General features: G+C 41.5%; 14 protein-coding genes, 12 tRNA genes and 2 rRNA genes (1 of these 28 only partly in view). All 28 read right to left on the bottom strand.

Annotation, left to right across the window (positions count from 1 at the left end; all coding sequences use genetic code 11):
* Positions 1-191 precede the first annotated feature (191 nt).
* The gene (locus ACSBOP_RS01670) at positions 192-980 is read right to left on the bottom strand and encodes a class I SAM-dependent methyltransferase (protein WP_442602772.1); all 789 of its coding nucleotides are present in this window, start codon (positions 978-980) and stop codon (positions 192-194) included.
* Positions 981-1,301: 321 nt separating this feature from the next.
* Complete coding sequence (locus ACSBOP_RS01665; RefSeq protein ID WP_442602771.1) at positions 1,302-2,198, bottom strand: AraC family transcriptional regulator; 897 nt, start codon at positions 2,196-2,198, stop codon at positions 1,302-1,304.
* A 463-nt stretch (positions 2,199-2,661) separates the two neighbouring features.
* Positions 2,662-2,931, bottom strand: coding sequence for a hypothetical protein (locus ACSBOP_RS01660; protein ID WP_442602770.1), 270 nt, complete (start codon positions 2,929-2,931; stop codon positions 2,662-2,664).
* A 249-nt stretch (positions 2,932-3,180) separates the two neighbouring features.
* Positions 3,181-4,983 (bottom strand): TnsD family Tn7-like transposition protein, encoded by a 1,803-nt coding sequence (locus ACSBOP_RS01655; RefSeq protein ID WP_442602769.1) that lies wholly within the window; start codon positions 4,981-4,983, stop codon positions 3,181-3,183.
* 73 nt (positions 4,984-5,056) lie between these two features.
* On the bottom strand, positions 5,057-6,790 hold the full coding sequence (locus tag ACSBOP_RS01650; protein ID WP_442602768.1) for an AAA family ATPase: 1,734 nt from the start codon (positions 6,788-6,790) through the stop codon (positions 5,057-5,059).
* Positions 6,783-8,966 carry a Mu transposase C-terminal domain-containing protein gene (locus tag ACSBOP_RS01645; RefSeq protein ID WP_442602767.1) on the bottom strand — a complete coding sequence of 728 codons (2,184 nt, stop codon included), beginning with the start codon at positions 8,964-8,966 and terminating at the stop codon, positions 6,783-6,785. Before ACSBOP_RS01645 ends, ACSBOP_RS01650 begins: the two co-directional genes overlap by 8 nt.
* Before the next feature lie 17 nt (positions 8,967-8,983).
* Positions 8,984-9,823: a TnsA endonuclease N-terminal domain-containing protein gene (locus ACSBOP_RS01640; RefSeq protein WP_442602766.1), complete on the bottom strand. Its 840-nt coding sequence runs from the start codon at positions 9,821-9,823 to the stop codon at positions 8,984-8,986.
* A 304-nt stretch (positions 9,824-10,127) separates the two neighbouring features.
* Entirely contained in the window at positions 10,128-11,957 is a 1,830-nt protein-coding gene (glmS, locus tag ACSBOP_RS01635; protein ID WP_442602765.1) for a glutamine--fructose-6-phosphate transaminase (isomerizing), read from the bottom strand.
* 706 nt (positions 11,958-12,663) lie between these two features.
* Positions 12,664-14,010 carry a phosphoglucosamine mutase gene (glmM, locus tag ACSBOP_RS01630; protein ID WP_442602764.1) on the bottom strand — a complete coding sequence of 449 codons (1,347 nt, stop codon included), beginning with the start codon at positions 14,008-14,010 and terminating at the stop codon, positions 12,664-12,666.
* Positions 14,011-14,046: 36 nt separating this feature from the next.
* The gene (locus tag ACSBOP_RS01625; RefSeq protein ID WP_442602763.1) at positions 14,047-15,426 is read right to left on the bottom strand and encodes a CdaR family protein; all 1,380 of its coding nucleotides are present in this window, start codon (positions 15,424-15,426) and stop codon (positions 14,047-14,049) included.
* Entirely contained in the window at positions 15,419-16,237 is an 819-nt protein-coding gene (cdaA, locus tag ACSBOP_RS01620; RefSeq protein WP_442602762.1) for a diadenylate cyclase CdaA, read from the bottom strand. The genes ACSBOP_RS01625 and cdaA overlap by 8 nt, the downstream gene beginning before the upstream one ends.
* A gap of 175 nt (positions 16,238-16,412) precedes the next feature.
* Entirely contained in the window at positions 16,413-17,027 is a 615-nt protein-coding gene (locus tag ACSBOP_RS01615; RefSeq protein ID WP_442602761.1) for a zf-HC2 domain-containing protein, read from the bottom strand.
* A 99-nt stretch (positions 17,028-17,126) separates the two neighbouring features.
* Positions 17,127-17,708: an RNA polymerase sigma factor SigW gene (gene sigW, locus ACSBOP_RS01610; protein ID WP_442602760.1), complete on the bottom strand. Its 582-nt coding sequence runs from the start codon at positions 17,706-17,708 to the stop codon at positions 17,127-17,129.
* Positions 17,709-17,869: 161 nt separating this feature from the next.
* Complete coding sequence (gene ppc / locus ACSBOP_RS01605) at positions 17,870-20,659, bottom strand: phosphoenolpyruvate carboxylase (protein ID WP_442602759.1); 2,790 nt, start codon at positions 20,657-20,659, stop codon at positions 17,870-17,872.
* A 144-nt stretch (positions 20,660-20,803) separates the two neighbouring features.
* Positions 20,804-20,877: transfer RNA gene (locus ACSBOP_RS01600), tRNA-Gly, on the bottom strand.
* 26 nt (positions 20,878-20,903) lie between these two features.
* Positions 20,904-20,980: transfer RNA gene (locus tag ACSBOP_RS01595), tRNA-Pro, on the bottom strand.
* Positions 20,981-20,999: 19 nt separating this feature from the next.
* A tRNA-Arg gene (locus ACSBOP_RS01590) sits at positions 21,000-21,076 on the bottom strand.
* A gap of 21 nt (positions 21,077-21,097) precedes the next feature.
* A tRNA-Gly gene (locus ACSBOP_RS01585) sits at positions 21,098-21,172 on the bottom strand.
* Between the two features lie 3 nt (positions 21,173-21,175).
* Positions 21,176-21,258 (bottom strand) — tRNA-Leu (locus ACSBOP_RS01580).
* Between the two features lie 15 nt (positions 21,259-21,273).
* Positions 21,274-21,349, bottom strand: a tRNA-Lys gene (locus tag ACSBOP_RS01575).
* Positions 21,350-21,386: 37 nt separating this feature from the next.
* Positions 21,387-21,461 (bottom strand) — tRNA-Gln (locus ACSBOP_RS01570).
* 18 nt (positions 21,462-21,479) lie between these two features.
* Positions 21,480-21,555: transfer RNA gene (locus ACSBOP_RS01565), tRNA-Thr, on the bottom strand.
* 7 nt (positions 21,556-21,562) lie between these two features.
* Positions 21,563-21,638 (bottom strand) — tRNA-Val (locus tag ACSBOP_RS01560).
* A gap of 7 nt (positions 21,639-21,645) precedes the next feature.
* A tRNA-Glu gene (locus ACSBOP_RS01555) sits at positions 21,646-21,720 on the bottom strand.
* A 40-nt stretch (positions 21,721-21,760) separates the two neighbouring features.
* A tRNA-Thr gene (locus tag ACSBOP_RS01550) sits at positions 21,761-21,836 on the bottom strand.
* Positions 21,837-21,912 (bottom strand) — tRNA-Asn (locus ACSBOP_RS01545).
* A 5-nt stretch (positions 21,913-21,917) separates the two neighbouring features.
* Positions 21,918-22,034, bottom strand: a 5S ribosomal RNA gene (gene rrf / locus ACSBOP_RS01540).
* A gap of 113 nt (positions 22,035-22,147) precedes the next feature.
* Positions 22,148-23,692, bottom strand: a 23S ribosomal RNA gene (locus ACSBOP_RS01535) (it continues 1,382 nt past the right edge of the window).

Here is a 23,692-nt window from a genome sequence, read left to right as displayed (position 1 = left end):
TTTGTTATCCGAAGAAAATAAAGTTTTAGACTGGATTTGTTGATCCTACGCATATTACTGAATTGCTAAACAGTCAGACTCCGAAAAATAAGTATTAGACTGACCCATAAATACAAAACAGCAGCAGCCATGGACGAGAAAATAAAGTCCTAGACTGCTGCTGTTTTATTGAACAAACGTGTCCCGTTAGCTTAAAGTTTTCTTGCTTTAAAAACGAAGGACAAGGGAAACATTTTCGCATTGAAAGCAGAATGATATTTCTGTTCAAATTTGCTCTCACTTTCAAGGGTTTGTTTATCAGTTTCTTCTATCATTTCCTCAATAACAAATCCTGCTTTAGATAAAGCGTTAATATACGTTGAAATTTTCCTTTTACTGAGTGAAACATCAAAGCCGTATTTTTCAAACGTAAAAAGATTTTCATCGTAATAAGAGCTTTTAACTACAAGATTATCTTCTTCAATTTCCATACATCTCATAACAGGGTGATCCCAGCTAAATATAAAAGTACCACCTTTTTTTAAATAGGATGCGATTAAATTAAATGTTTTTTGTAAATCTGTAGTCCAGCCGATTGCATATATGGAATAAACAATATCAAAATAACCCATCGGTAAACCTGGATTCACTTCCATGGGACAATTGAATAAATGGGCTTCATATCCGCAATCTTTTAAATAACGGGTTGCATTTTCAATTTGCTGTGTTGACATATCAAGTCCCCAAAGTTCTGATGCAAGATGGTCACCATGATATTTAAGAGAGTGCCCACTTCCACAACCAATTTCAAGAACTTTTTTACCAGAAACATCACCAAACAAATGTAAATCTTCTTCGGATGGTATCAAGCATCCGAGTTCTGGGAGTGCAGTTACACCGAACCATTTGTCAGCAGTATTATCCCAAAACTTTTTGTTTTGTTCTAAAACCCCTTTATTATCAAAAGTGTTTTTTCTTGAATTTAATAATATATTGCTCATTTAAACATCTCCTTAATTCTTGGTTTCGGATGTTACCTATCGTAGAATATAATATTATTTTTTACAAACCTCAAAAACGTACGTTCGCTATTATTCATAGATTTACAAATCGCATTACAATGCCCAAATATGGGTTTTCAGAAAATAATAACTCTGTTTATCTCTAAAAACCTTAAATTTGCCCATCTTTCCTCTGTTTGTACATTCTGCCAAACTGCCAGTTAGCACAACGCGGCTGCCGATCAATGTCGGCAACCGCGTTTTAGTATTAATTAAGCTATAGTGTCCCGTTACATCCAACGTTCTGTTTGTCTTCATCATTCAGGAAGTTTTTCGTACCGCGAACCACAATTCAACATAATTAAGGCCATTACTGCCTCCATAGACTTCGAATTCCATCCCATCGACCTGCTCGTATCCTGCTGTTGGAAGCCATTCTGAATAAAAGCGGTGGTATAATGACTCAATGGAATCATTAAATTGATCCCATGTAAACAGTTCTGATGGGAATATAGCCCACGTGTGTGAAGGGATCGTGATTTCCAAATATCCATCCGTTTTACTGGAATCGCTCTTAAATGAACACAGCATATACGGAAACGTATCATTTTCGGTTTTTCGATAGCTGCACACTGCATGCACTTTATACAAATCCTTACTCTGATATACAGGCAATTCACCCGCATTGGAAGTGAGTCTCTCTACCTCGCCATTGGCATGGCATTGCTGCCATAATCCCCCCGGTGTAGTCGGTCCATCGCCATCTCCGCTTGTTTGAAATACTCTTTCAATGCCAAATACTTGGAAAGATTCCTTGGTTTCGATCCGATAATTCATCGCCTCAACCCCTTTGATTGAAATAAGAAAGGAAAGTCGTGGATATGCTTTCAACGCGACGCCTTCTTGACGAGCCGTAGTTGGATTGACACCATGCATCGATTGAAAAGCTCTTGCGAAAGAAACCGGTGAATCGTAACCGTACTTAATGGCAATATCAATCACTTTCGCATCGTAATTCAACAAATCAATCGCTGCAAGAGTAAGCCGTCTGCGTCGTATATATTCCGCCAGTGTAACATCCGTAATGAAGGAGAACATTCTTTGAAACTGATAAGACGAACAGCAAGCTTGACTTGCTATCTCCGTCAGGTCGATTTCTCCGGATATATTCATTTCGATATAATCCAATGCTCGATTCATCCTCGTAAGCCAATCCATTTCTTTCCCTCCTCTCAATCGAAGTATAGAGTAACAGCGACTTTGTATCGCAACTTTTTATGCACAAGTAAGTTGGCATTATTTCCTCTACATAATTCGGCTGGGACAGAATTAACTCCTTTATTAACCTAAACTGCCCATTAGCTTAACGCCGTTCCCAGTCTAATACTATATTTTCCTAGTTTATCAAGACCTAAATTTAAGAAAGTCAGATAAAATAAAGGGTTTTACATATTGTACATGACTAATATGTAGAACCCTTATGCTTAACTTCATTCTTCATTATGACTCTAATAAAAACTGTTCGACTTGATCAATTAATATTTTTGTTTCTTTAATGGAATCTAGAATTAATTCGCCCTCCACATGCTCCATCTTAACGTTCTTATAATGCTCTTTAAGATCGGCTACGGTACCTTACACTGCTTTTAATAGAACAAATTTAGCCCATTGCCTATAAAATTTAGGAATAAATAGTAGCCAAATTAGGGTGATGGGCTTTGAATTGTTGCTCAAGATAATCAACATGACGATTTAAAAGTTGAATATGTTCATCCTTGTCCATCGATCTTAAGACGCCTTGGTATGAATGCAAAACTTGCGTATAGTGTTCACTTATTGCAATTATCGTTTTTTCATCATTGTGTGTTTGACTATGTAACTTCTTTATTGCAGTAAAGACAGATGTTTTTCCTGCGGTAGATAACCCCTCGATAATTACTCCCCGAAACATGATTCACCTCTTCAATACTATTAGTCTAATAAAAAAGGACGCTCCCGCGCCTTCGCTGGGCTACGTCCTCCTCATAATATTACCACTTCCAATTATTAATTAAAGCACATACGCGAAAAGCATGTAGTGCTTTTAAACTTCCTTAACTTAATCAAAGCACTAAGAAAATACATTATTTTTCAATCTAATGGTTTATTTTCTTTTAACATTTGTCTATTGGAACTAATTTAAGAGAAAGATTTTGATTTTTTAAATTAACATTCCTTTTTCGGAAAGGAAATTTCTGATATGTTCATCAACTTCTTCATCTCCGTTTAAATAGTAACTAACAGAAGCCTTTTCTTTAAAATGACTTACTGTTATTCCTTTTATATTATCAACTAGAAGTTTCGAATAATGTCTAGGTATACTACGAATTAGAAATTGCTTTTTCGTCTCAACAAATTTATCTATTTCCTGTACAGCCGCGGGCAATTTGTAGCGATAGTATTGATTGAATCTATTTCGATCTTTCGGAGATAACCTTCTTAGAATTGTTCCTCTTCGGATAGGTAAATAATACTCTAAAGAGATGCTTTCCCCTGCTGTACGTATTTTTTGCTGTAAGTCTTGATCAATGGATCTAAAATCCAACTTTCTACTCTTTCGTTCTATTTTTTGAGGAATCCTTAACTCCAACCATTCCTTGTCGTAAAGCATGAGCCATTCATAAAGATATTGAGCTTGTTTTCGTACTTCGCTACGAGTTTTAAAATAGTGATTATTCAACAAATTACCCATTATTAATCTTTTTTTTTGTAACTTACTTTCAAAACTCACTTCTGATGCCACCGCTATCTCTTGACGAGCAGTATTTATCTCATTTAATGCATCGTGTGTATTATTAATATCTTTACTAATTCTTCGCTTAGAACAGGTTATTTTCTCCCCACGAATAATGCTTGTATGATTACAACTATCACAATCATATTTTATCGAGTAAACTCCTGAACTATCGTTTACATTTCGAACACAACGATTGATTCTTGGAACATTATATAGCTGGCATTTTAAGTTTTTACATGCCCAAGGACCATTTCCAAAAGGAATCTCTATGGCATACTGAATAGGAGTTTCTACTAAACTTCTAAACGATTTGCATAACAATCGAGCTAATAGAAGATAAAAGGGAATATTATTTACCATGTGCTCTCGATGAAATAAAACATTCCTAAAGTAATTTCCCTCCGTATTTACTTCGTTTAATTTATAGATTTCAGCTTGTGAGTACTCAGATATAAAATATGCAAGCAATTCCTTTTTTAATATTGTCCCCTTTGGTGTAATAAAACCTTGAGTATATAGCTGATCTATAAATTTGATAATAATGGAATCGATATTCAAATAATTATAATTTTCCCTAATGTATAATAAATCTTGCAATAAATCTATTTGTTGCTGATGCACTGAATTTATTTCTATATATTCGTTTGGAAGATTGTTACCACATTTACATCGCGAATCTCTAAGTAAAACTCCGTTTTGAGTATTTGCATACTTATTTGAACATTTGGGACACTCACTGTATAATCGTAAAGAGTGAATAGGACATACTTCCAAGAAAGCTACTTGATGCTGTCTATGAACAATAACTTCACCGTATGTTTGCAAATCATTCAAAACACATCCCAGGCAATATTTTACTTCTGATGTCAAAACAGATTGTTTGCCAGCTATTTGTGGCTGTCCTTCAGCATTTTTTATATTCGATCCATGTAATATAACATTAAACATTTTTTTATTTCTCTCGTCGGTGAACAAAGCTTTGTATAGTCCATACCATGTATGTTTATAAAGCAAATCTTCCGCCGTAAATGTATGGCCCAAAGGCAGCCTATCTAACATTATTTGTAGTCCTCTAGGGAATATTTTTTGTTTATAGGAACGCACTCCGAAAAGTTCATACTGAGTATGAACAAATTCTGGATCTCCGGATCGAAGATGATACCTGTAAAGAATACTTCGAAAATCTTCATCAGGAAAAGGTTCAGGAAAAGATAGAATTCTGGACATTTACACCTACCCCTTATTAGTCAAAATAGAAAATTTGCACAGCATCCCACATCCTTTAAATCTTTATCTTTAATCAAAGAGAAATTAAATCAAGCAGTTCGTCCATTCCTCTTATATATCCCTTCTCCTCAAGTACTTCTTCCGTTGTTAGTCCTCTACTGTGACCGAGTTGAACAACACAACGGATATCATCTGCCGCCAAAGCAGGTTTTACTCTTTTTACCTTTTTCATTTTTGGAAGCTCTTCGGTTGATTTTTTATTTTTGCTACTAGTCATCTCCGGGTATTCTGCACTATCTACAACAAGACGTGCAATCTGGCCAAACATCAAGGTAATATCACCCATTCCAGAACTGGCATTATAAACTTTGTTCGCTAGTACTTCTGCTTCAGTTGAAGATTGAACCAACTGTAGTGCAAATTCAGTCAGTTTATTCAATATTTCTTCTTTTCTTTTCTCTTGAAGAACCCGTGAGTGATCTTCTGCTAAGCTTCCGTGTACAGAAACCCTATGAGATGCCTCTTTAATATAGCCGTTCAATGGAACCCAATCTGGCTTAATATCATCCAATTCTTTGTATGCGGATGGATCTCCCGACCGTATTCTATTAAATATAGGCTGAACTAAGTTCAGGCTTCTTTCTGCTACCTCACGAATATAAGACACGCGTATACGTTCATCTCCACCATTTACAATCGTGCGAGATTGAATGTGAATAAATAACTTGACCGCAATATCGGGAATTCCCATGGAATAAAAATGCATTATTTTTTTTATCTCAGGTGTGATCTCGGTATATGTTTTGGTATATTGGAGATCCCAAAGATCTTCGATGAAGTGATTCCATTCCCAACTATCCTCAAGCATATAACCTGAAATATTTTCTGCATAGCCATTTGGTAAGCACTTCCTAGTATTAGCGAGCGAGTCTTTGAACAGGTATAAAGCTTTAAATGATCCGATTAAAATTACTGGCACTCCAAGTGTATTTACGAGTTGAGTTATAAAATCGATCATATCCTCCTCTCCACCTGAGTATGCCTTTTGAATTTTTTGGATCTCATCAATTACCAGGACCCCTAGATTAATTTGGGCTACAGTCTTTATAAGTCTAATTACCAGTTTATCGATTGTTCCAGGCTTTTCAGCATGTTTCTCATAGAAATTCGTCCCCAGTAATCTATCTACCTCTGCATAAAAGCTTTTGCAGAATGTACCGACTGATTTATTGTATGGACATTCTACTTTTAACCATACCAGTTGGGTTTGAGTGATCGCTCTCCCTTGATATTTACTATGATGAATTACTTGTGGAAACAATTTGGTTAATATTCGCTCATACATTTGAGTTTTTCCATAACCATTGATGGCGATTTCGACTAGACTCTGAGCTGTCTGAACATTCCCAGCTAAATTTGAACCATTTTCATCGATACCTGCTTTAAATATCTCATCCCATCCTACTGCAAACTGACGATTATACATTACGTGAATCGGATTTCTTGATTGATAACCAATTTTGATCATCGTATATAAATTCCGATACTTGTCATAGTGGGCAGGTAGTGGTAGCCAAAAATCTGGCCTTATTTGTTGAACAAACTCAAGGCGGTCTTCAACACATAAATTGTTATACTTTAAATCGCGTGGAGGCTCAGAATATAGTGCATTAATAAATTCACTGAGTTCAACCCGGTCAGGTAATGCTTCAATAAAAGGATTTTTTTGATTTTTTGGATTGACTTGCTCTGAATATTTAGCATAAATATGCGTCCCTTTTAGTCCGGCAATTCCCTCGTTATTCATTAGACTCATCTCCTCTCCTTCTTTCTCGACTTTTTCTCGAAAAGAGTGATTGAATATCGCTATTACTCGTGTAATTCGTCCCGTTCATTTCGTCCGCAGTATGTAATTTAACTATGTTCTCTTCAGATGACTTTGAAACATTGGTTGAACTAACAGGCACTGATGAGACGTTAGACATCGCTCCCATTGCACCCCAAACTTTACTATCCGCATTCCTGGCTTCACGTTTATTCTGATTTCTTGAATAAAAACTTTTATCTTTCGTAGCCTCTTTCGTCTTCTCCTTTGCCGTCTTATCGAGAGCTTCAGCAAAAGCATGCAATTCAGCTCGATGCTGTTTCTCTAGTTTTTCTTGTTCCTGGATTTGAGATTTTCGATATTCCATGATTTTCGCAACTTCATCAAAATGCAAACCTTCAAATTCTCTAGATCTTCCAGTTAGCAAACATGAAAGCAAATCGTTTTTATGTTTCAAAAAAATGCTGCTGCAATTTCTCGGATCATACGTGACCTCTATTTGTGTCTTACCATTAATTCCGTTTCCGTTCCCCTCAAACCAACCTTCTCTTATTCCAACATCGCAAGAGTAAGTAAGTCCTCGAAACTCAATCCCAAAGCGAGTTACCCTTGCCTCTTCACGCGGCAATAAATTATAACGCAACTCTTTTCTCGACTTTTCATGAAGTAATCTTACTCCTTTATCCCAATTCCAAACTTTTAAAGGGGTAAGCTCAACTTGTTCAGTGAACATATCTTTTGTTGGAAGATAATCTTTGCTCAGCGCACTTTTGTTATATGTCAAAAAATATACAATCAAAAATCGATTGAACTCTTCAATGGTCCAAACTGAATCACGGGCGGGATTATAATCTCCTCTTACAAGTTGCTTAGCCTCTGTTGAACCGGAAAGTAATTGCCTTATCGTTTCATTAGTTATATGAAAGTTTGATTCTACGAATGGTTTTAGATCTCCACGATAAGAAGGTGCATTTAACACATCGACATTAAGGCTGACAAATCTTTCTGAAAGTTGCGATTTCAACTCTCCACGGTCGCCAACTAAGTTTTGTGGCAAATACTGACATGGCCAATCTTCTTCTTGAATTTGAATACCGAAGCGCGCACAATTCTCAACCTTGTTGGTAGCTGCATGTTCAACAGCTACCATTGCTTCGAACCATGATTCGGAAGCTAAACTTACATGATAACCTGCAACTAATCTGCTAAAGACATCAATAACAACATAAACTGTAGGTTTTCCTAGTATCGTTTTTCTGTCGAAAGACACCAGAATGACATCTGATCTGGTCGCATCCACTTCAAATACCGCACCAACACATATGGCTTTTTCGGAAGCGTTGCCCAACATGGCTCTTTCTTCCATAGTTGCGCGCCTTTTGCCACGTTTGTTTGAACTTCGAGAAAACGGAGTAGAATTATTTTTATACCAGTAACGAAATTGTCTCAGACTTGGCGTTCTGTTCAGATCAACAATCGGGACCTTAACACCATATTTCCGATAAAAACCACGTTTATAAAACGTTTCACCCATTTTCTCATGCGTAGTTGTAATATTCATTCTCAACCGGATATGAAAAACTTTGATTGCCGATTTAAAGAATTCTATATCTGTCTCCGTTACCATAGTTCTATTGGTCGATACTGGCCCCGGCTTCTGCTTATAAACTCGCTGTTTACCTGGAATACCACAATTAAAGTAATTATCGAGTAATCCGTTTCTTGACTTACCATAAAACCAATATTTTAAGAGGTTATCTCGGATCACCTTTTTGGATTTTCCTGAGGTTAAATGTGCCTCATGGATTAACTTCCCCCTACTTTCAGGTACATATATTGCTGGCTCTTTTTGAACGATATCCTTGATAAGATTCCAACGACGGTCTCTATTTTCTTTATATTTTTCTAAATACTCTTCATCAGGAGATAAAAGTTGCATATCAGTCTCTAGTTCAGATAATCTACTACTCTTCTCTTGAATTTCGAATTCAATTTCTTCATAACTTAAAAAATATGGATAGAACATGTTGCGGTGATCATTGATATTAACTACCACAGCATGTTTGCGTTCATCATCAATCCACAGAACACGTAATATCTCCACTACTTCTAAATCTTCACTCAATCGCTCAATGATAGAATTTACTACGATTTGCATATTTACAACCCTCCTTTTTAAGCCAAATAACTTGATCTTTGCATTGGTTTGTTCTTAAAAACAATCAACGGTTCACTTTCTCGAATAATATGTTTATTCATCACCATTCCCCAGAACTTGTTGGCTAACATATGCTGCAGGATAAACAAGCATGTCCCCTTTTGTAAGCGATATTCATGGTCTGTCCGCACACAAAGATTCATTAGTGACGTTCGCCCAGCATCTTTCGCAAATACCTCGTATAAGTCGTCGTGCAACAACCATACAAGCTCCTCATTAACAATTGGTTGTGCATCCAAATATTTTGCATTTGCCATCCATTCTACGTTCTTCACAAGGATGTGAGGGATCTTATCTTCTGTAACAATACACCAATCAATACCTTGCTCTGTAAAATAAACTCTTTCAATTTCAAATAGTTCCAGAGTGCGGTCTGATAATTTCTCACGAGGTTTTATTGTTCGTATAACATCACGACTTCCTTCTTTTGTTTGTAACGTGATCCTGAAATCCGTTGTCATTACTACAGGTGTACTGTCTATGTGTGGGTGCTTAATGCCAAGTTGTTCAGCAATCTCGATTGTCTTCTCTAGCGGTAAAAGCGGCCATTGCTCACGAATATCAGTCACTCCATCAAGCCATTCACAGTAATACAAATATTTTCTTTCATGTTCGGACAGAGTATGGTGAATTCGTCCTGTCTTCCATCCTTTATGCCGTGTTAACCAGCCTTCTGAAGCAATTTTATTGTCATGAGCCTGAATAAACGGCTGATAATTCTCTCCAACTCCTTGTCCTCTTCCTTTCTTAATGTAGTTGCTTTGCAGTACTTTTTTCCTTTCGCCCCTCTTAGACAACTTCCTCACCTCCAGAAATGTTCTCTGTACCCCGATAAAACGTCCTATATACCCCGATATTTTCCTTAAAAACGACTAATGGCTTCGCCCCTTGGTAATAAAGGGCGAAGCCATTAGCTATAAATTGTTTTGCTGTAATTCTTGATGATTCTAATTTCATTTTATCCAAAAGTAACCGTTTAATAAACCTTTAGACACCAACTATATTGTAAAAACACTAACTCTGTTGTAAAGGCACCAACTATAATGTCAAGACACTAACTTTAATGTCACCAGACAAACATCTCACCCAAAACTCCAATCCCTACTCCACCGTCACACTCTTCGCTAAGTTCCTCGGCTTATCCACGTCATGCCCCAATGCTAAAGCTGCATAGTAGGATAATAGTTGCAATGGAATTACAGAAAGTGCCGGCATAAGAACACTCATAGTACGTGGAATATAGATCGTCTTATGAACAGAGTCACCTAGTCCCTCTTCACCTTCACAAGTGATCCCCAGCAAGTGCCCTCCACGAGCTTTCACTTCACGAATATTACTTACTGTTTTCTCAACCAGATGCGGTTGTGTCGCCAGTGCGATAACTGGAACATTTTCCTCGATTAAAGCTAGAGTTCCATGTTTCAATTCCCCAGATGCATACGCCTCAGAGTGAATGTAAGAAATTTCCTTTAACTTCAAAGAACCTTCCATGGCTACCAAGTAATCTAGTCCTCGACCGATGAAGAATAAGTCTTTATGCACCGAGATTTCCTCGGCAACTTGTTTAATTAACTCCGACTGTTCCAGAATGCGCTCCACCTGTTCAGGTAAGCTTTGCAATGCTGCAATCGTCTCTTTAATTTCCTGAGCGGTTACCGAACCGCGAACTTGTGCGAAATACATCCCAAGCAAGTAGAATGCGATCAACTGCGAGGTATAAGCTTTCGTTGAGGCTACGGCAATCTCCGGTCCAGCCCAAGTTACAAGAACATCGTCAGCTTCACGAGCAACTGTGGATCCCACGACATTCGTAATCGCAAGAACGTGCGCTCCCTTGCTTTTCGCTTCCCGCATTGCAGCTAATGTATCAGCTGTCTCACCAGATTGACTCACAACAATCACTAATGTGCGTGGTGTGACTAACGGATCGCGATAACGATATTCCGAAGCCACATCCGTCTCTGCTGGCAAGCGAAGCATACGCTCCAGCACTTCTTTACCCACCATTCCCGCATGATAAGCAGTACCGCAAGCCACGATCTGAATGTTACGGATCGAACGAATATCCTCTTCACTCATCTTTAATTCTGGCAGATTAATCTTCGTTCCATCTGGTGAAATTCGGCTGCCCATCGTGTCCCGATAAGCCTTCGGCTGTTCATAAATTTCCTTCAACATAAAATGAGGATATCCCGCTTTTTCCGCCGTTACGAGATCCCAATCGACATGTAACATTTCTCGGGAAATAAAATTCCCCTCTAACGTCAGTAAATCGACACCATCTTTCGTCAAAACAGCCATTTCTCCATCGTTCAAAATATACACATTACGTGTATGTTCCAGAATTGCTGGAATATCCGAACCGATGAAGTTTTCCCCTTCACCAACACCAATTACAAGCGGGCTAGCAAGGCGCACTGCAACCAATTTGTCCGGCTCATGCTCTGTTAGAACGCCAAGTGCGAATGCCCCTCTCAGCCTTTTCACACACTCCTGAACCGCACGTACAATATCTCCCTGGTAGAGATCAGCCAGCATATGGGCAATAACTTCAGAATCCGTTTCCGATACAAAAGAATGTCCTTTTGCGATCAATTCGTCTTTCAACGAAGTATAATTCTCAATTATTCCGTTATGCACAACCGTGAATTTACCTGACCCGTCCGCGTGTGGGTGTGAATTTTTATCTGATGGCTGACCATGAGTTGCCCAACGTGTATGTCCAATACCAACTGATCCATGCAGCGGCTGTTCATCAAGCTGCGATTCGAGCATCGCAAGGCGACCTTTCGCTTTTTGTACACGCAATCCTTCAGCTGTATAAACCGCAACACCCGCGGAATCATATCCGCGATACTCAAGCTTTCTCAGGCCTCCGATCAAAATTTCCTGTGAGTTGCGATTTCCAATATATCCTACGATTCCACACATATGTTAATTCCCCCGAATTTGAATTTGCCTGATAAGCGCAGCAAAATAAGCCTCACTTAAACGGCATTTTTTTGTCAAAGATCTAAAAAACACAATAAGAAACACAAGGTATACCTCAGACAACTTCGGCCTCCGTCGCTTCAGTCTGGTACCCTTCAATCGATACAAACCTAATAAACCTATCTATAAGATCAACGAACCATCATCATTGAAAAATAACAAAATCAAACTAAGCCCTTCATCCGTATGAAAAAGGCTAAACCAAACAATAACTGCCACCAATATCCGATCCGCAGCAATTTTTAAATATAAATACGATTACCAAATAATCCTTGTGTTGGTCGTTTGTCAGCCCGGTCGCCCAGACGTTTTACTTCCCCAACTTAACGGCCTCATGGAATGGGCCGGAAGGTCCCCGCCGAATCGCTTCGAACACCTTCACCTCGTCAACTTGCAGCTTCTCTCATTCTTAAAACAAAGACATGTGTCTCAAGAAACGAAAGTCACCGCCAAGTTCTGGCGCTTTATTTGTACAACCTCGACCCTACCTTTCCTTCTCGAATAGTACTATCTTATTCATTCTCTGCTTACTTTGCAACTTTTATATTTTTACATATGGTTATTTCCCAGCCTAACTCGTTAACACCAACCCAAAAACCCCCTGCCTGGCAGCTAACCAGTCAGGGGGTAAAGATATTTCATAACGTTATTTCAATTGTTCCGTCACAACCTGAACAATTTCATTCACATAAGCTTCAACCGCATCTTTATCCGGGCCTTCTGCCATCACACGTACTAAGGACTCCGTTCCAGACGGACGAACAAGCACACGTCCATTGTCACCAAGCTTTTCTTCTACTTCACGAATAGCCCGCTCCACTTCCACATTGCCTTCAAGCTTCGTCTTATCTTCCACACGCACGTTCACGAGCACCTGTGGGAACTTACGCATAATCTGCTTCAGTTCACTAAGCTTACGTCCCGATTTCACAACCGTCGCCATTAGCTGAATACCGGATAAGATACCGTCTCCTGTTGTACCATAATCAAGGAAAATGACATGCCCTGATTGCTCACCGCCAAGGTTGTAGCCACCTTTACGCATTTCCTCCATCACATAACGATCGCCAACTGCCGTCTTCGTAGCTTGTAAACCTGCTTTTTCAATTCCCTTAAAAAAGCCAATGTTCGCCATCACAGTCGTAACAATCGTGCTCTTGTTCAACTTGCCTTCGCGATTCATCGCATCGCCGCAAATGCTAAGGATATAGTCGCCGTCAACCTCAGCGCCAGTCTCATCGATTGCAATCAAGCGATCCGCATCGCCATCAAAAGCTAGGCCTAGGTGTGCTCCATGCGCCACCACAGCAGCCTGAAGAGCCTCAGGGTGCGTCGATCCGCATCCCTCATTAATATTGCGCCCGTCTGGATCGGCGCTCAAGAGAACCACTTCCGCGCCTAGTTCGCGGAATAACTTTGGTGCCAGCTCATAAGCTGCACCATTCGCACAATCCAGCACCACGCGGTAGCCTGCGAAAGTGGTGCCGTTATCCAACGTCGTTTTCAAAAAATCAACGTAGGTATACTTCGCTTGCATATCATCCATCGCAATTCCTAGATCGCCGCCAACAGGTCTTGGCAGTGTATCCTGCTCAGCATCCAGTAGTCGCTCAATCTCATACTCGGTCTCATCAAGAAGCTTAAATCCATCACGACCAAAAAACTTAATCCCATTGTCCTCAACTGGATTATGGGAAGCTGAGATCATAACCCCCGCATCCGCTCCAAGAACGCGAGTTAAGTAAGCAACAGCCGGTGTGCTGACCACACCAATACGTATTACATTTGCTCCAATAGATGTAAGTCCAGCAATAAGCGCGGACTCTAACATCGTGCCGGAGATGCGAGTATCGCGACCAATGATCACTTTTGGCTGCTTCACTTCTCCTGTTAGTACATAACCACCACAACGACCGATTTTATAAGCAAGCTCCGGTGTTAGCTCTAAATTCGCAACACCGCGCACTCCATCTGTTCCAAAATATTTCCCCATTTTGTAGACTCCCCTATCTGTAATCTGATTATTAAGCTACCTCGTAATTTTCGTAGGCGGGTTAGATTTCGTGTTTGCACGTGAAGCCGGATCGGCTGGTGTCGAACTCGGTACAGGACTCGAACTCTTCGTTTGGTCACCTTGACCATTTACCGGAGTTGAATCTTTCTCCCCCTTATTCTCCAAAGCTGTTCCTTGCTTGGACGTAATCTCAACCGTAACCTTAACTTCCTGCGGCTGATTATTCTTTATATATGTTGGCAGATTAAAGGCTACCACCAATTCGTGTTTGCCTGAAGCCAAATTACTAACATTAACGATAGCTTGAATATCCGTCGCCTTTAGTTTATCAATCCACTGTGGCGCACCTTCTGCAACCATACTAATTTTGCCTGTATCCGGTACAACTACCTTAGAAGTAAACGCATCGCTTTGACCGATAATAGTAATCGGAATATCATCGAATGTCTTGGTTATCGACGGAACAATTTCAACACTCACATTCGCCTTATTCGGATCAACCAAAGTGATTTTTTCTCGAAGTGGGATGTCTATGGCAAAGTCCTTCGACTCCTTAAGTCCATTAATATTAATTTCTGGCCCTTCATAAAACTCCATATGATCCAGTACACCTTGTTCCCCAAAGACAGACACTTTATCTACTTTCTGTTTCACTGTAGCAATTCCATATCCATTAGCCGGCTCACCCACCACCTTAATTTGCAATGGCAACAGCTTGAATGGCGTTGTGATCGGTACCTCAACATCTACAACAGACGGAATCACCTCAAATGGCATCTCTATGCCTGAGTTGTTATAGACGTGTAACTTAACCTGTTTCTTAATTGGGCCTTTTGCGCCTTCAAGAGAAAGCTGTCCTTTAACAAATAGCTGCTCATTCACCTGACTAGTCGGTAAAGTCACATGTACCTTATTCGGCTTAATGATCACTTCCCCTGGCTTCAGACCACCAGCAGGTTTACCCGTTGTCGCGATCTCGACAGGAAGCTCTTTCTTCTCCATCGCCTCAACTACTACACTGACTTGGCTAGGCTGGATCGTAACTTCCAGATTATCTGGAAAGCCAACCGCGTACAGCGGCCTGGAATGCGTACCTTCCCCCACATTCGTAAGATCCACCATCACATATGTAGTCGCTGGGTCTACTTTCCGCAGAGTCGAGTCTTTTCCCCTCATGACAACCTTAACAGTAGAAGGGCTGATTAAGGACACTGAATATAAGCTCGTATCGTACTTTGCCTTCACGACAACATTATTTAGTTCCTGAGATCGGATACTGGAACTGCCCGTATTAGGTACACCCCTATTTTCCGAGTTGACAACAAACCAAAGCATAACACTAACTAGCAGCGCAATAGCTCTAACCACATTTTTATTACTAAGCCATTTATCCACGTAAGCGCCCCCCCCACTTTTTCCAGAGTGAGCCCGATTCTCGTTTTGTTTTCTTCGGTCTTAGTTCATCGAACAGCTTAGTTATCAAAGATTCTTCCGTAATTCCACGGACAATTTGTCCATTCATCGCAAGCGAGATTTGTCCTGTCTCTTCAGAAACCGTTACACAAAGCGCATCCGAAACCTCACTCATCCCGATCGAGGCCCGGTGTCTTGTACCCAGCTCCTTCGAAATAAATGGATTTTCCGATAACGGTAAATAACAAGCTGCTGCGACAAGCTGGTTACCACGTATGATAACCGCACCGTCATGCAATGGAGTATTTGGTGTAAAAATATTCACTAATAACTCCGATGAAATTTTGGATTCCAGCATCGTTCCTGATTCCATGTATTCAGATAACCCTGTTTCTTTTTCAAATACGATGAGTGCACCAATCTCACGCTTGGCAAGTATATTGAGAGCCTTCATGACCTCACCAATACGCTGATTCATCTCATGATCTTCACCGTTGTAAGTACGAGCGAACAATTTACCGCGACCGATCTGTTCCAATGCGCGGCGAAGCTCTGGTTGAAAAAGAATGATGATCGCAATGAGCCCTGTATCAATCATCTGCTTCATCATCCATTGCAGCGTTGTAAGCTGAAATTTGGATGATAACGCCCACGCCACAACGACAACAATAATGCCTTTCATAAACTGAATGGCCCTTGTCCCTCGGACAAGCATAATGAGCTTGTACACCACATAAGTCACAATTAGAATATCTATAACATCTTTTATCCCAAAATCACCTAGAAACTCCATGAATGAGACCCCCAAACCAGATCCATAACAAATACCCTTACCTATATATTTATCTATATTCTTTCTAGATGATACCATATTTAATTATAATCTTCTAATAAGACCTATGACCTGATCTTCACAAAAAAATATTCTCCCTCATTTTTGCAAGGAGAATATTCATACCCATGTATAATTATTTACGAACCGATCCCAAAAACTCCGTCATTTTGTACCATACCCAACTGACCACTTCGTCAATTTTTGTGATTTGTCCAGTTATATGCGCTGTTGAAGCCATATTAAGTGAACCGTCAATAACCACTAAATTACCTTTAACCTCTGCATTGTCTTCGATGAGCAATTTACCACCTTGAACAATTAAGTTGCCATCCACAATATGACCAGAAGGAACCGTAACCGTCTTTCCTTGAATGACAACATCATTTAAATCAACACCTTTGACGCTTAGCTCATCGTCACCTTTCCACATGGCACCCATACTCGTGAACATCACCAAGAGGAACACAGCAGCAACTGACACAGCAGGATGTTTACGAATCCATTGTGTCCAAGAGTTTCGCTTTCTTTCCGGTGGCAGACCACTCATAATCTGCTCCATCAAACCACTAGGCGCTGCCATAAAAGGCATGGAGTGTACGAGCGCTTCTGTCGTCTCTAAGGCTTTATACCGCTTCGCACAATCTTCGCATGTCTGAATGTGTTGTCGCAGCTCTCTAGCTTGCGCCGCAGTAGCATCACCATCCAGCACCTCATGCATCAGTGGAAGGGCTTCCTTACAATTCATCATAAGCCACTCCTTTCAAATCCTCTACATCGTTTAATACCATACGTTTTTATTCACACAATGTTTCACTTTTATCAAAAATAGTTGTCCAAGATTAATTTGTTACAGTAAAGCAACGGTTCCAGACATCTCTAATTTCTTTCTCAAATAATCCCGACCTCGATGCAGCCTCGTCTTAATCGTCGTAACCGGCATATCAAGCACATCACTAATCTCCTGCAAAGACATATCCTGCAAATACCGCAGGATTACAATGGATTTATACTTCTCTGGCATCGTTTCAATCGCTTTACGAATAAGCTGCTGCGTCTCTGATACAATCACTTGCTTCTCCGGTGTTTCTTCGTTACTTGGCATCATGGCATAGAAATCGTTACCTTCTCCTCCATCCATATCAGCATCAAGGGAGTACACAGGCTTACGTTTACGCAGACGATCAATGCATAAATTCGTTGCGATTCTAAAAATCCATGTCGAAAATTTCTGTGTTTCATCATATCGATGCAGATTTGTATATAGCCGCAGGAACGTTTCCTGCACAGCATCCTCTGCTTCTTGTTTATTCCCAAGCATCCGATAAGCAAGGTGATATATTTTATCCTTATATAAATCTACTAGCTCAGCAAATGCAAGCCGATCGCCACTTCGTGCAAGCTTTGCCAGCCTTGTCTCTACAAAATTCAAATCTAACTCCTCCAACTCTCGAGGCTTTCGATTCTTATACGTAACAGAATCAATTTCGTTTTCTATTTTTTCAAAAATATAAGCGCACAGAAAGCCGAGGCATCTGATCTAACAGATTCTCGACTTTCATTCTATCCACATGCATGTTTTCTTATCATCAATCAGCCTGTATTCCGTAGTCCCGCTGCTATACCATTAATCGTAATCAACACTTCACGAATCAGTTCCACATCATCTTGATTGTTCTCTCTTAATGCCCGAAGTTCCTTAAGCAATTCCACCTGCATGTAAGAAAGTGGATCTACATATGGATTCCGAAGTCGAATGGACTCCTGAATAACAGGCACATTATCCAAAATCCCAGTCTGGCCTGTAATTTGCAGCAGTAACTGAGACGTAAGTTCGAATTCCTCACGGATGAGCTTATAAATACGCTCTGCGATTGCAGGATCCTTAATCATCAAACCATATTGCTTGGCAATCAGCAAGTCTGCTTTAGCCAGTGCCATTTGCAAGTTATCGATCATCTGACTAAAGAATGACCACTCCGCGTACATGGTTTGTAGAACCTTCATGTTCTCCGGCTTGTTTTGATAAAAGCTTTGCAAACCTGTGCCTGCTGCATACCAAGCTGGTAACAAATAACGACTTTGCGTCCAAGCGAATACCCATGGAATCGCACGAAGATCTTCAAACTTATCACTATTCTTCCGCTTCGATGGCCGGGAACCGATATTTAACTCGCCAATCTCAGGAAGCGGTGTTGATTCTTTGAAGAATGTCATAAAATCTTTATCTCGGAAAATGAGATCCTGGTATTTCACCATCGATTGTTCCGAAATATCACGCATAATGTCTTCCCATGTTGGGTCGGCCGGATCTACCTGCGGATCACGCGACATCACTGATGCTGTAATCAAGGCAAATGTAGCTTGCTCTAAGGAGCGATACGCAATTCCTTTTAATGAATAACGGGAGGAAAGAACCTCACCTTGCTCTGTGATCTTGATTCCTGCTCCAAGCGTATCCGCTGGTTGAGCCAAAATACTGCGGTTAAGCGGCATTCCACCTCTTCCTAGTGCCCCTCCGCGTCCATGGAAGAACTTAAGTTTAACACCATAACGATTGCCAACCTCTGTAATATCACGAAGAGCCATCCGAAGCTCCCAGTTCGCGGTAATTACGCCGCCATCTTTATTACTATCCGAATAACCAAGCATAATTTCATGCAGTTGTGTAAAAGGATTGATGGAAGCACGATATGCGGAAATCTCAAACAGTGTCGTCATAATTTGTGGCGCTTCATGTAGATCGTCAATCGTTTCAAACAACGGAACAGATTGAATGGTACACGTTACTTTACCACTAGCTTCACGACGATATAGGCCAGCTTCCTTTGCAAACACAAGAACCTCCAGTAAATCACTTGCTCCTTGTGTCATCGAGATGAGGTAAGAGCTAATACAACGCTGACCGAATTCTTTTTGTGCTCGATAAGCCGTGTGATACACATCCAAGCATTCCTGTGTGTTTTCCGAATACTGGAGATAAGAAGATGTGATCGGTCGTGGATCATTCAAAATGCTTGTAAGGACATTCACTTTCTCATCTTCACTAAGCTCCGAATAATTTGTGTGAATCTCCATTTTCTCTAGAATCTCTGTCATGGCAAGCTCGTGTTCCTTGCTGTGCTGACGAATATCTAAAGTAGAGAGATGGAAACCAAACAACTCCACCTGTCGAATTAATTTATTTATATAAGCATCCGCAACATATCCTGCAAAATGACTTTGCAAACTACGAGCAATGATTTTCAAATCTTCGATAAAAAGCTCTGGTGACTCATATTTATGAGAAGCATCCGCATTCGGGTTACCCGTATTAGAAATTTTCTCAAGCATATAAGAAACCTTAATTCGATACGGTTCTTTCTCATTACGCCATAGATCATATCGACTATGTTCAATGACTTCACTATCTTTTTGAATTGATTCCAGCAATTCGTCTGTAACATTCACAATATTTTTAGAAAAGCTCATGTGCTGCAGCACTTTTTGCAAAATTTCTTCATATTTACGAAGAGCAAGCTCACGGTGTAACGTCAAGGTCTCCCATGTTACATCAGCAGTCACCGATGGATTACCATCTCGGTCCCCACCAATCCATGAACCGAATCGCAAGAATGATGGCACATGCCATGGCTCATCAGGATAAAATTTATTCAAACAACGTTCTAATTCATGATACACTTCAGGCAATACATCGAATAACGTTTCGTCAAAATAATATAAACCATTCTTCACTTCATCAATTACAGTAGGTTTACGATCACGAAGTTCGTCTGTTTGCCAAAGCGTAAGAACTTCACAAAGTAATCTATCACGCAGCTGTTCACGCTCACGATTGGTTAGACTCGGATCGTCAAGCAGCATCACATCTTCTGAAATGCGTTGATGAATGTCAAGCACAGCACGGCGCATTGCTTCAGTAGGGTGGGCGGTCATCACAAGTTCTAGAGAAATCGAATGAATAATCTCCTTCACTTCATTCGGAGAGAGATTATTATATTTCAAATTCTGGACAATACTCTCAATTGATCCAGGTTGAATCATATCTCCTGAGGTACGTTCGTAGTCTCTTTTGCGACGAATTCGGTGATTCTGTTCTGCAATATTAATTAGTTGAAAATAAATTGCAAAAGCACGAATAACCTGATGGCGTGTCTCTGGCTGAAGACCTCTAATTGTTTGTTTAAACTCATCAAAAATCTCAGGTACAAAGTGAACACGCATCGACTTGCTCATCTCACGAATTTTTTCAACAATGTGTAGAAGTTCACTTCCACCTTGATGAACCAGTACTTCTCCTAGAATATTACCCAAGAAACGAATATCTCTGCGAAGAGAATTGTTTGTGCTCGATTTCTGGCTGGATATCTCGATCTCTGACATACTCTCTCACCCCAATATGCGTCTATTTTCTATATACTAAATTCCATCATTGAAACATTTTAACACAAAGCGTGCCTACACCATAGCTTTTTTGACTAGATAAACAAAAAAGACCCTTATCTAAGGGCCTGTCATTATTGTGTATGGAGCGGGTGATGGGAATCGAACCCACGCTATCAGCTTGGAAGGCTGAAGTTCTACCATTGAACTACACCCGCATGATAAATGCGATAAAAGAAAATAATGGTCGGGACGACACGATTTGAACATGCGACCCCCTGGTCCCAAACCAGGTGCTCTACCAAGCTGAGCTACGTCCCGACAAACTTAATAAGTAAAATGGCGCGCCCTGAGAGATTCGAACTCCCGGCCTTTTGATTCGTAGTCAAACGCTCTATCCAGCTGAGCTAAGGGCGCAATTTACTGTTAAATTAAAAATGGAGCGGAAGACGGGATTCGAACCCGCGACCCTCGCCTTGGCAAGGCGATGCTCTACCCCTGAGCCACTTCCGCATATGGTGCGCGTAGAGGGACTTGAACCCCCACGGTCGCCCGCTAGATCCTAAGTCTAGTGCGTCTGCCAATTCCGCCATACGCGCACACTGTGTAATTCATGGTGAGCCATGAAGGACTCGAACCTTCGACACCCTGATTAAAAGTCAGGTGCTCTACCAACTGAGCTAATGGCTCATAATTATCTCTCATCTTATTACATCGAGGATAATAATGGCTGGGGATAAAGGATTTGAACCTTTGCATGACGGAGTCAAAGTCCGTTGCCTTACCGCTTGGCTAATCCCCAATATTTTAAAGTGAATCCTGGTGCCGTCGAGAGGACTTGAACCCCCAACCTACTGATTACAAGTCAGTTGCTCTACCAGTTGAGCTACAACGGCGTATAAATGGTGGAGGCTAACGGGATCGAACCGCTGACCCTCTGCTTGTAAGGCAGATGCTCTCCCAGCTGAGCTAAGCCTCCGTAATGTTGGTGACCCGTAGGGGATTCGAACCCCTGTTACCTCCGTGAAAGGGAGGTGTCTTAACCCCTTGACCAACGGGCCTTAATGTTAGTATTCTAAGCTGATTCGGAAAAGAAGCTTGTGGAGCTTCCAACCGGGATCGAACCGGTGACCTCATCCTTACCATGGATGCACTCTACCTACTGAGCTATGGAAGCTGGCTCCCCGAACAGGGCTCGAACCTGTGACAACACGATTAACAGTCGTGTGCTCTACCAACTGAGCTATCAGGGACCAATGCTTGGCGACGTCCTACTCTCCCAGGACCCTTCGGTCCAAGTACCATCGGCGCTGGAAGGCTTAACGGTCGTGTTCGGGATGGGTACGCGTGGTTCCCTTCCGCCATCGTCACCAAACGCTTTCCATAAGGTTGGAAACAAGGCTTGTACCTTGAAAACTAGATGCGAATTGAAGTCATTAAAGTCATAGAAGTTGTTCATTCAAAAGCAATTATGCTTTCGAAGTCATTTAAGATAAGCCCTCGACCGATTAGTATTGGTCAGCTCCACACATTGCTGCGCTTCCACCTCCAACCTATCAACCTCGTCGTCTACAAGGGGTCTTACTAATTGGGAAATCTCATCTTGAGGGGGGCTTCGCGCTTAGATGCTTTCAGCGCTTATCCCCTCCGTACATAGCTACCCAGCGGTGCTCCTGGCGGAACAACTGGTACACCAGCGGTACGTCCATCCCGGTCCTCTCGTACTAAGGACAGCTCCTCTCAAATTTCCTACGCCCACGACAGATAGGGACCGAACTGTCTCACGACGTTCTGAACCCAGCTCGCGTACCGCTTTAATGGGCGAACAGCCCAACCCTTGGGACCTACTTCAGCCCCAGGATGCGATGAGCCGACATCGAGGTGCCAAACCTCCCCGTCGATGTGGACTCTTGGGGGAGATAAGCCTGTTATCCCCAGGGTAGCTTTTATCCGTTGAGCGATGGCCCTTCCATGCGGTACCACCGGATCACTAAGCCCGACTTTCGTCCCTGCTCGACTTGTAGGTCTCGCAGTCAAGCTCCCTTATGCCTTTGCACTCTTCGAATGATTTCCAACCATTCTGAGGGAACCTTGGGACGCCTCCGTTACTCTTTAGGAGGCGACCGCCCCAGTCAAACTGCCCACCTGACACGGTCCCTCTACCGGTTATACGGTAGTAGGTTAGAACTCCGATACGATCAGGGTGGTATCCCAACGTTGCCTCCACCTAAGCTGGCGCTCAGGCTTCTAAGGCTCCCACCTATCCTGTACAGATCGTACCAAAGTTCAATATCAAGCTGCAGTAAAGCTCCATGGGGTCTTTCCGTCTTGTCGCGGGTAACCTGCATCTTCACAGGTATTAAAATTTCACCGGATCTCTCGTTGAGACAGCGCCCAAGTCGTTACGCCATTCGTGCGGGTCAGAATTTACCTGACAAGGAATTTCGCTACCTTAGGACCGTTATAGTTACGGCCGCCGTTTACTGGGGCTTCGGTTCACAGCTTCGGATTGCTCCTAACCACTCCCCTTAACCTTCCAGCACCGGGCAGGCGTCAGCCCATATACTTCGCCTTACGGCTTCGCATAGACCTGTGTTTTTGCTAAACAGTCGCTTGGGCCTTTTCACTGCGACCCCCTCGAGCTATTCACTCTACCGGGGTACCCCTTCTCCCGAAGTTACGGGGTCATTTTGCCGAGTTCCTTAACGAGAGTTCTTCCGCGCGCCTTAGAATTCTCTTCTCACCCACCTGTGTCGGTTTACGGTACGGGCACCTTGACCTGACTAGAAGCTTTTCTTGGCAGTGTGAAATCATGACCTTCGGTACTTTAAGTTTCCCTCCCCATCACAGCCCAGCCTTATCGATGTGCGGATTTGCCTACACATCAGCCTCACTGCTTGGACGAGCATATCCATCGGCTCGCGTCACTATCCTACTGCGTCACTCCATCGTTCATAACGGTTTTTGGTGGTACAGGAATTTGAACCTGTTGTCCATTCGACTACGCCTTTCGGCCTCGCCTTAGGTCCCGAC

This window comes from Paenibacillus sp. KN14-4R, from assembly GCF_052180255.1.
Lineage (GTDB): Bacteria > Bacillota > Bacilli > Paenibacillales > NBRC-103111 > Paenibacillus_AM.
This window is presented reverse-complemented; position numbering and strand designations above follow the sequence as displayed.

Bases quoted from the DNA above. Each gene is read 5' to 3' on its own strand.
- ACSBOP_RS01670 (WP_442602772.1), bottom strand. From the start codon at position 980: ATGAGCAATATATTATTAAATTCAAGAAAAAACACTTTTGATAATAAA.
- ACSBOP_RS01665 (WP_442602771.1), bottom strand. From the start codon at position 2,198: ATGGATTGGCTTACGAGGATGAATCGAGCATTGGATTATATCGAAATG.
- ACSBOP_RS01660 (WP_442602770.1), bottom strand. From the start codon at position 2,931: ATGTTTCGGGGAGTAATTATCGAGGGGTTATCTACCGCAGGAAAAACA.
- ACSBOP_RS01655 (WP_442602769.1), bottom strand. From the start codon at position 4,983: ATGTCCAGAATTCTATCTTTTCCTGAACCTTTTCCTGATGAAGATTTT.
- ACSBOP_RS01650 (WP_442602768.1), bottom strand. From the start codon at position 6,790: ATGAATAACGAGGGAATTGCCGGACTAAAAGGGACGCATATTTATGCT.
- ACSBOP_RS01645 (WP_442602767.1), bottom strand. From the start codon at position 8,966: ATGCAAATCGTAGTAAATTCTATCATTGAGCGATTGAGTGAAGATTTA.
- glmS (WP_442602765.1), bottom strand. From the start codon at position 11,957: ATGTGTGGAATCGTAGGATATATTGGAAATCGCAACTCACAGGAAATT.
- glmM (WP_442602764.1), bottom strand. From the start codon at position 14,010: ATGGGGAAATATTTTGGAACAGATGGAGTGCGCGGTGTTGCGAATTTA.
- cdaA (WP_442602762.1), bottom strand. From the start codon at position 16,237: ATGGAGTTTCTAGGTGATTTTGGGATAAAAGATGTTATAGATATTCTA.
- ACSBOP_RS01615 (WP_442602761.1), bottom strand. From the start codon at position 17,027: ATGATGAATTGTAAGGAAGCCCTTCCACTGATGCATGAGGTGCTGGAT.
- ppc (WP_442602759.1), bottom strand. From the start codon at position 20,659: ATGTCAGAGATCGAGATATCCAGCCAGAAATCGAGCACAAACAATTCT.